Source organism: Paenibacillus sp. AR247 (assembly GCF_002968895.1).
GTDB classification, from domain to species: domain Bacteria; phylum Bacillota; class Bacilli; order Paenibacillales; family Paenibacillaceae; genus Paenibacillus_AQ; species Paenibacillus_AQ favisporus.
On the sequence record NZ_PCZT01000009.1, the window covers coordinates 550513 to 558215 of the forward strand.

A 7703-nucleotide genomic window follows, 5' to 3' on the forward strand; every position below is an offset into this window, starting at 1 on the left:
GACGAGCGTTTTCTGGATTTATGCGACGAGCTAGGTTTCCTGGTATGGGAGGAAAATCATGCGAGAGGCTTGTCCCTGGAGCAAATGCGCAATCCGAATTTCGTCTGGCAGTGCGAACAAGTCAACCGCGAAATGGTGGAGCAGCATTACAACCATCCTTCGATTATCCTGTGGGCGATCCTGAACGAATGTGCCAGCGATACCGAGGAAGGACGTGAGCACTACAGCCGGCAGCTAGGGCAGCTGAGAGCGCTGGACACCGGCCGCCCGCTGACGTTCGCTTCGCATCACAGGGAGCGGGAGCTCTGCTTTGATTTGGCGGATATCGTTTCATTTAATCTGTATCCCGGCTGGTATACGGACGAGGATCCAAAGGCTCTCTGTGAACAGGCGCGGGCATGGGCTGACCGGGCCGGCGGCGCCGGCAAGCCGATGATCATGAGCGAGTTCGGCGGGGATGGATATTACGGTTTGCGCGACAAAGCCCGGATGCGCGGCACGGAGGAGCGGCAGGCGGATATCATCGAAGCCAACCTGGCTGCATACACATCAAGCCCCTTCCTGTCCGGCATGTATATTTGGCAGTTTTGCGACTGCCGGGTTACCGATGCGACCGGCTGGCTGTTGTCCCGGGCAGGTGCCCAAAACAGCAAAGGCATCGTCGACCGGTATCGCAGGCCGAAGCTGGCGTACGACGTGGTTAAACGATATTTCATGGGGTCGCAGAACGTTATTATATCGAATGAATCATGATGTTTGCACACTAAAAAAGGATGGGTACGTCCGGCACTGCACCGGGCATATCCATCCTTTGCTATTTTAAGATAGTGAGTGGCTGAGCAGCCAGGTATACAATTCCTTGTTGGCGTAGGTCTCGGTCCATGAGTTGTGATTCGCGTCCGGGTACACCGTAAATTTCACGTTCCCGCCGATCTCTTTCAGCGCCTCCACGATTTGTTCGGATTCCGACAGCGGAACGACATCATCCTTAGCCCCATGGAAGGCCCAAATCGGGATATCCTTGATCTGCTCGGCATATTTTGGTTCCATTCCTCCGCAAATCGGGACGACCGCCGCCCATTTATCTGGATACATCGCAGCCAGCTGCCATGCACCGTAACCGCCCATACTTAATCCCGTTAAATAAATGCGCTTTGGATCCACGCGATAGTGATCTTCCACTTCCTCCAGGAGAGCCATTAAAGCGTCTTCCTCCATCGCCCAGAACGAGTCTTCCGGGCATTGAGGTGAGATGGCAATGAACGGAAACTGCGGATCCTGATCCGCGATCTTTGGAATGCCATGCACCTTGACCAGCTCGACATCGCTCCCGCGCTCCCCCGAACCGTGAAGGAAGAGGATCAGCGGCCATTTTTTCTCAGGCTCACTTTCATAGGCTTCAGGCAGATGCAGCAAATAGTCCAGTTTGACCCGCTTCGTAATTTCTTTGTCAAGCCTCTTGGCACTTTGGCTCATGTTCTTTTTCCCCGCTTTCGATTTATGTATTTTGGTTCCTCGGCTCCCTGTATACCCGAACGGTGAACCTGCGCTTTCATCGTGACCGAAGTTCCCGACATGCCGACTTCCGTGAACCCGAATCGTTCGTACAGCTTCATCGCACGGTTTCTGGGATCCACGCTTAAGGATACGGACGGTATCCCTGCAGCGTGCAGCTCCTCGAACGCCCGCTGCATAAGCAGGGTTCCAATCCCCTTGCCACGGTGTTCCGGCAGGATGGCCATGCCCAGCTCCGGCGTATTCTCGTCCACATATCCGTATCCGGGATGTTCCGGATCAAACAATCGGAGCGTGATCGACCCTAGTCGCTCTCCTTCGCTGGAGACGGCAATGAAGGCCATGTCGCCTTCCTTTCCCCAATCGTCCAGGTACTTCGATATTTCAGGGCGTGCAAGGATATCGCGGGATAATGGTGGCTCCCCTTCCGGCGTGTACATGGAAGCGAACAGCATTTCCCACAGAAACGGGAGATCCGCAGCCTCCGCCGGCCGGATGTTGATCGTTTCAGGCATATCTTCACCTCCATCGTTGTACGAGTTATATAAGTTGAAACATCGAAATGGTTTATTGGTACACTCCGTATTCTTTTATCCAACTTATATAACGCTCGATTTAAGAGATCTGCATTCCAAGTTCAACATAACAGATCGCTGAATTGCTGGTCAATTGTGGAAATGTATCCGCTTTAAATTATGCTTGAAATTCGAAGTGGATGAACTATAATGAACATTATAGAACTGATATAAACCATTATGAACCTATGGAGGTACGAACATGGAAATTAGATACGCATCCCATCCCCAAGAAGTGAAAGCGTTTGATACGGCTCGCCTGCGTCAGGAATTTTTGATCGAGTCGATGTTTGTAGCGGATCAGCTCACGCTCTATTACACGCATGTCGATCGTTTCATCGTCGGCGGCGCGGTTCCGGTAAATCAGAGCGTCAAGCTCGAAGCCGACCCGAAAACGATGGGTGCCGATACGTTCCTGGAGCGCCGCGAGATCGGTATCATCAATGTCGGAGGACCGGGTACAATCAGCGTCGACGGCACGGACTATTCCATCGATTCGAAGGACTGCCTCTACGTGGGACTCGGTGCCAAGGAAGTGGTGTTCAGCAGCAGCGACAAAGCCAATCCGGCTAAATACTACCTGAACTCCACGCCTGCCCACAAAGCTTATCCGACGGTGAAGGCGGCCATCAGCGAAGCTTCGCCGAACAACCTGGGCAGCCTGAGTAATTCCAACGAGCGCACCATCTACCGTTATATCCTAGCTGGTTGCCGCAGGCATCCAGCAAAGCCAGGCAGTTGTCCGCCGTGGAGGTCATTGCATGAAAATTCTCGGTGACGATGCGGACCTGTTTATCCGTCGCGTAATCGATCAGCCGCTGGAGCTGGCTGGCGGCGAGCTTGAGTGCTTCGGCATCGCCGGGATCGGCATCGCCGCCGATAATCCGGATCCGTTCTGCACCAGCAGCGGATGCAATATCGATCCAGCGCTGCAGCCACTCCATATCTGCTTCACGGCGCGTTTCATCCGGATTCGTAATGTCGCCGTAATCTGCAAGCAGCGTATAAAAGCGCATCCCTGCCTGCTGAATCGCCTCGCGAAGCTCTTGAAGATAGCTGCTGCTCGTGTCCTTGAAATGAAAGTGGCAAATTTCCATCGTGGTGAAGCCCTTGTCTCTCAGCACAGCCGGCAGTTCAAGCAGCGAGAGCTTCTCCGGCTGCTCCTCTACCCGGGTGACGTGCTCCTTCCGCTCATCATCCCACTGCGTCCAGCGCAGCGGTCCCAGATTGCGGTGCAGACTCCACGTCGTCAGCGATAAATTTGGCATCCAATCCCCACACTTTCCTGTAGTTGCTGCCCGTATTGTGAAATATGGTAAGATCCATATTAACCCCTTAATCCATAAGGAATCGGGCAGTTCAATCGCGTTCCTAATGCGGTGTTAGCATAGGGTCTGACGATAAGACACGTTTGTGGACGATGCCCTGCCGCCCCAAAACCCACCTCACCCTGAAAGCGATTGCATCTCCCCTAAAATACTGTAACTTCCGATTAGCGTTGTCAATACAGGCTCGCGACAATTCAAAAAAAGGAGAGGATATGCTCAGGTGGCATCATGAAAAATAACGCCGAGCGTATACCGAATACCAGTCTGTACTGTGCTTACCCCATGACGAAGCGTGGTTCGGTAATAGCCTTTAGTCCCTTGAACCGGCCGGTAGTTCGTGGGGAAAATCAGCCCTTCACCCTGCTCGAGCGTGATCACATGCCCCCGGCTCTGCGCCCGCGGACGCTGCTCTACCAGTAGAAACTCGCCGCCGGTGTAATCCTGCTGCCTTTGATTCAGGGCGAACACGACCTGAAAAGGAAAATACGCTTCGCCGTACAAATCCTGATGCAGGCAGTTGTAGCCCCCGGCTTCGTACTTCAGGATCAGCGGCGTAGGCCGCAGCTGGCCTTGCCGATGGCACTCTTCCAAAAATTCGTCAAGCGATGCTGGATACCCCGCATCCATGCCGAGCTGCTCATGCCAACGGTTGGCGGTCCGGGATAGCTCCGGGTACAGATTTTCCCTGAGCTGCTGGATCGCCGCAGGCAGCGGGCGGTCATAGTATTTATATTCTCCGCTGCCGAAGCGATACCGGGCCATCGAAATCGTGCTGCGGAACAGTCTTCGCTTGCGTAGGTTCCAACCAGCTCTTCGCATTCTTCCGGAGTTAGAATGACAGGCAGCTTGGCATACCCTTGATCGTCTAACGTCTTCCGAAGCGCGCCCCAGTCTACCCTTTGAACCCGTTCCCGGATACTAGTTGGCATGACGCGGTCCCCTAGCCGGGATGGACTGCCCAGCTTCGAGTGCAAGCAGTCTCTGCTTCATATCGAGGCCGCCGCGGTATCCCGTAAGTGCCCCATTCTTTCCGATGACTCGGTGGCAGGGCACCAAAATCAATACCGGGTTGGCTCCGATCGCCGTGCCAACGGCCCGCACCGCAGCCGGGCGTCCGATCTGGTGTGCGATCTCGGAATAGGTTGTGGTCTGCCCATACGGAATGGAGCAGAGAGCCTGCCATACCTCCCGCTGGAACGGAGTTCCCCGGTCGTCCATTGGAATCGTAAATTCTTCTCTTGTTCCCTGAAGATATTCAGCGATTTCCGTAATGTAAGGAAGCATTGTCACTTCATCACGAACCCATTCATGGTTCGGATAACGCTGTGTCGCCCAGGCCTCAAGTTCATCAAACGAACCGTCGTGGGAACCGACATAACCGAGCCCTTGGGCCGTAGCGGCAGCATAAAGGCTCCAGCCGTCTCCGTCGAGCCTGTCCCAATACAGGGTTACCAAGTCAGTTTTGCTTGCCGTGATCATGTTCATATTCATATGTTTGCACCTCCAGGGCAGCGCCGTGCTGCCATATTTGCCGGAATTCCAGCGGCGTTTGGCCCGTCATTTTTTTGAACAGCGTAATAAAATACGGGACATTCGAATTCCCAACCCCGCGGCAATCTCCGTGATGGATTGGTCCGTATGGGCCAGCAGGTGTTTCGCTTCCTGTATCCTTTTGCGCTGGATATATTCAACCGGGCTGATACCCTGCACCCGCTTAAAGGTCCGCTGCAGATGAAAAGGACTTCCGTGACAGACTTCAGCCAAATGTTCCAAAGACAGCTTATCCCGAAAATGCCGGTCGATATAATCGGTGATTTGGTTCACCCATTCCTGATCGGGCAGCTTCTCGCCGGTCGGCTTGCACCGTTTGCACGGGCGGAAGCGGGCCGCCAGCGCCTCTTCTGCATGTTGAAAGATCCGTACGTTCTCTTTGTTAGGCGGTCTGGATTTGCAGGAAGGCCGGCAAAAAATCCCCGTCGTGCTGACCCCGTAAAAGAAACGGAAATCATAATCCGCATCGTTGGAGACAATCGCCCGCCACTTTTCCTCCGGAATATCCTCTTTCATCCGGCGTTTCATCTCGGTTTGGTCTATATCCCGGTCATTCCTTTGATCCTTCATCTGCCTCACCTCCATCCCCAGTATACCCTTCTTTGGATCGCTTGGGATGAACTTGGGAATGTAAAAGCAAGATAACGAAATGAAAGCGTCCTGGTTTCGGTATACACTGGTAAGGTAAGTAAGATGCAAAAGGAGGACCACATATGTCCACAACATGCCGACAAGAGACGATGCATTCGGTCTGGGATGCTCCTTATTTTACGGGCGTCACCACAATGAACATTTATTGCACCCCGTGGTGCAGCGGTCATCCTAAACCTGAAAATACAATTCGATTCCATACCCGGGAAGAAGCCGAGCTTGCGGGGTACCGGCCATGCAGAAATTGCTGCTCCACCCTTCCCCGCGGCTCCTGGGAGGACCATAAGCACGAGATCAAGCTCTTCATCCCTGCCGAATTCAATTACGAGGAAAACGTAAAATATTTGCTGCGCTCCTCCAATGAATGTCTGCACCGGATCGACAACAACCGGATTTACAAAGCGCTGTCCGTCGCAGACGAGACACCAGTGATCGAAATCCGTGCTGGAGACTGCCGGGAGCTGGTAGTCCGTTTTCTTGGTGATACGGCCCCTTCCCGCAAATGGGTACGCGCCGAGGTGGCCCGTTATGTGCGGGAGTGGTTCGATCTGGACCGGGATATCGTCCCCTTCTATCATTTGGCCGAATCCGATCCCCTCTTGAAAGGTCCTGTGCAGTCCTTCCGAGGCTTGCGGACCGTGGGCATCCCCGACTTGTTCGAGGCCGTCACCTGGGGAATTCTTGGGCAGCAAATCAACCTGACCTATGCCTATACGCTCAAAAGACGCCTGGTGGAGAACTTCGGAAGAAGTGTGGATTGCGAAGGAGAAACGTACTGGATTTATCCGACACCGGACAAAATCGCAGCATGTTCGGCGGAAGATCTTGCCGTGCTGCGGATGACCGTCAAAAAATGCGAATACCTCATCGATACCGCAAAGCGAATCGCCTCCGGTGAGCTCAGGAAGCTGGGGCTGCTTCAAACCGGAAGCCATCAGGCAGCTGAAAAGATGCTGACGAGCATCCGGGGGATCGGGCCATGGACAGCCAACTATGTATCCATGCGGTGCCTGCGCTTTCCGTCGGCGTTTCCGATCGACGATGTCGGGCTGCACAACGCCATGAAGCATATTTTGGGAAGGAACAGCAAGCCGTCCAAGGCGGAAATCCGGCAGTTGTCCGCAGGCTGGTCGGGCTGGGAGTCATACGCCACCTTTTACCTGTGGAGAGTCTTGTACTAGTTGTTTCCTATGAACACATCGAAAAGGGCCATTCACGACGAACGCGGAATGACCCTTTTTCTTAACTTATATGGAACAATCGCTTAAAGTGCATTGAGTATTATTCAATAAAATAGACGGGATTGGTCAAGCAGGTCATCACCTGTGCCCCCAGTTCCCCCATATCGCGTCTGGCCTCCATCCGGTAAAAGAGCCGGTCCTGGGGCAGCTCACAGGTCAAGGTTAGCTCGTCATTCACTGCCGTCCACTGCCGCTCCAATCCCCGGTCGGACCACAGGCTGATTTGATCTCCTTGGGCCCGGCGGATCACGGCTTCAAGCACAACAGTCCCATGCTCAGAGTTCCGCAGTACCTGATCCCCGGCGCAAGCGCCATGGATCTGAAAATCGATAAACGTAGAGTCCGGGTCAAGGGTCAGCACCACATTTCCCCGGCGAATCCCTTCCAGAATTCCAGCTGCGGTTAGTGACTCCGACCGCACGTGCGCGGTCGGCCGTCCATGCTGAACCCATGGATGGGGACCGTGGAAATCGCTCCCTCCCACAGCCACGATCCGCCGGCCTTCGGCCAGCCGTTCCTGCCACCAGCGTACCGCCGTTTCGTTCAGCTCCCGCCACGGGCCGTTCCACACCTCGATCGCATCGAACGGAACGTCAAAGCCGAATTCCCACGGGCAGTCCGGGCAGAAAGGATGATTCAGCACCGCAAGCGCTCCCTTTTCCCTTCCTTTGGCCAGCTGTTCCGAAGCTTGTTCCACCGTATACAACCTAAAGTCCTCTAACGGATCCAGCTGTCCGAGCAAATTCGCATGCCCCTTATAATTGGTCATCTCGACGCCTGGAATGAGCAGCAGCTCTTCCGTCTTTGCCAGGGTGTTCCGGTTTTGGGAGAACGTATTATGG

General features: G+C 54.2%; 7 protein-coding genes and 3 pseudogenes. 3 read left to right on the forward strand and 7 right to left on the reverse strand.

Going from position 1 to position 7703, the window contains the following annotated elements:
• Positions 1-753: glycoside hydrolase family 2 TIM barrel-domain containing protein (locus CPT76_RS10550; RefSeq protein ID WP_308737554.1), on the forward strand; the 753-nt coding region annotated here is incomplete at its 5' end.
• A gap of 66 nt (positions 754-819) precedes the next feature.
• Here CPT76_RS10550 and CPT76_RS10555 read toward each other — a convergent pair.
• Both CPT76_RS10555 and CPT76_RS10560 read right to left on the reverse strand, forming a co-directional pair.
• Positions 820-1476, reverse strand: a complete 657-nt coding sequence (locus CPT76_RS10555; protein ID WP_105442888.1) for a carboxylesterase family protein — start codon at positions 1474-1476, stop codon at positions 820-822.
• Entirely contained in the window at positions 1473-2030 is a 558-nt protein-coding gene (locus CPT76_RS10560; protein WP_105442889.1) for a GNAT family N-acetyltransferase, read from the reverse strand. Before CPT76_RS10560 ends, CPT76_RS10555 begins: the two co-directional genes overlap by 4 nt.
• A 262-nt stretch (positions 2031-2292) precedes the next feature.
• On the opposite strand from CPT76_RS10560, the pseudogene CPT76_RS10565 reads away from it, so the two are divergent.
• Positions 2293-2790 (forward strand): annotated as a pseudogene (locus CPT76_RS10565) (5-deoxy-glucuronate isomerase); the annotation flags it as partial.
• Here the strand turns inward: CPT76_RS10565 and CPT76_RS42015 are convergent.
• The 4 genes and pseudogenes from CPT76_RS42015 to CPT76_RS10585 form a co-directional block, all read right to left on the reverse strand.
• A complete protein-coding gene (locus CPT76_RS42015) occupies positions 2720-3358 on the reverse strand; it encodes a sugar phosphate isomerase/epimerase family protein (RefSeq protein WP_105442890.1) in 639 nt (212 codons plus the stop codon). The pseudogene CPT76_RS10565 and the gene CPT76_RS42015 sit on opposite strands and share 71 nt — an antisense overlap.
• A gap of 276 nt (positions 3359-3634) precedes the next feature.
• A pseudogene (locus tag CPT76_RS10575) lies at positions 3635-4347 on the reverse strand (2OG-Fe(II) oxygenase).
• Positions 4337-4909, reverse strand: coding sequence for a methylated-DNA--[protein]-cysteine S-methyltransferase (locus CPT76_RS10580; RefSeq protein WP_308737555.1), 573 nt, complete (start codon positions 4907-4909; stop codon positions 4337-4339). Before CPT76_RS10580 ends, CPT76_RS10575 begins: the two are co-directional and overlap by 11 nt.
• A pseudogene (locus CPT76_RS10585) lies at positions 4875-5485 on the reverse strand (bifunctional transcriptional activator/DNA repair enzyme AdaA). The gene CPT76_RS10580 and the pseudogene CPT76_RS10585 overlap by 35 nt, the downstream one beginning before the upstream one ends.
• Positions 5486-5682: 197 nt before the next feature.
• Between CPT76_RS10585 and CPT76_RS10590 the strand changes: the two are divergent.
• Positions 5683-6801, forward strand: a complete 1119-nt coding sequence (locus CPT76_RS10590; RefSeq protein WP_258168280.1) for an Ada metal-binding domain-containing protein — start codon at positions 5683-5685, stop codon at positions 6799-6801.
• Between the two features lie 100 nt (positions 6802-6901).
• Here CPT76_RS10590 and CPT76_RS37215 read toward each other — a convergent pair.
• Positions 6902-7703: CehA/McbA family metallohydrolase (locus CPT76_RS37215; protein ID WP_181152785.1), on the reverse strand; the 802-nt coding region annotated here is incomplete at its 5' end.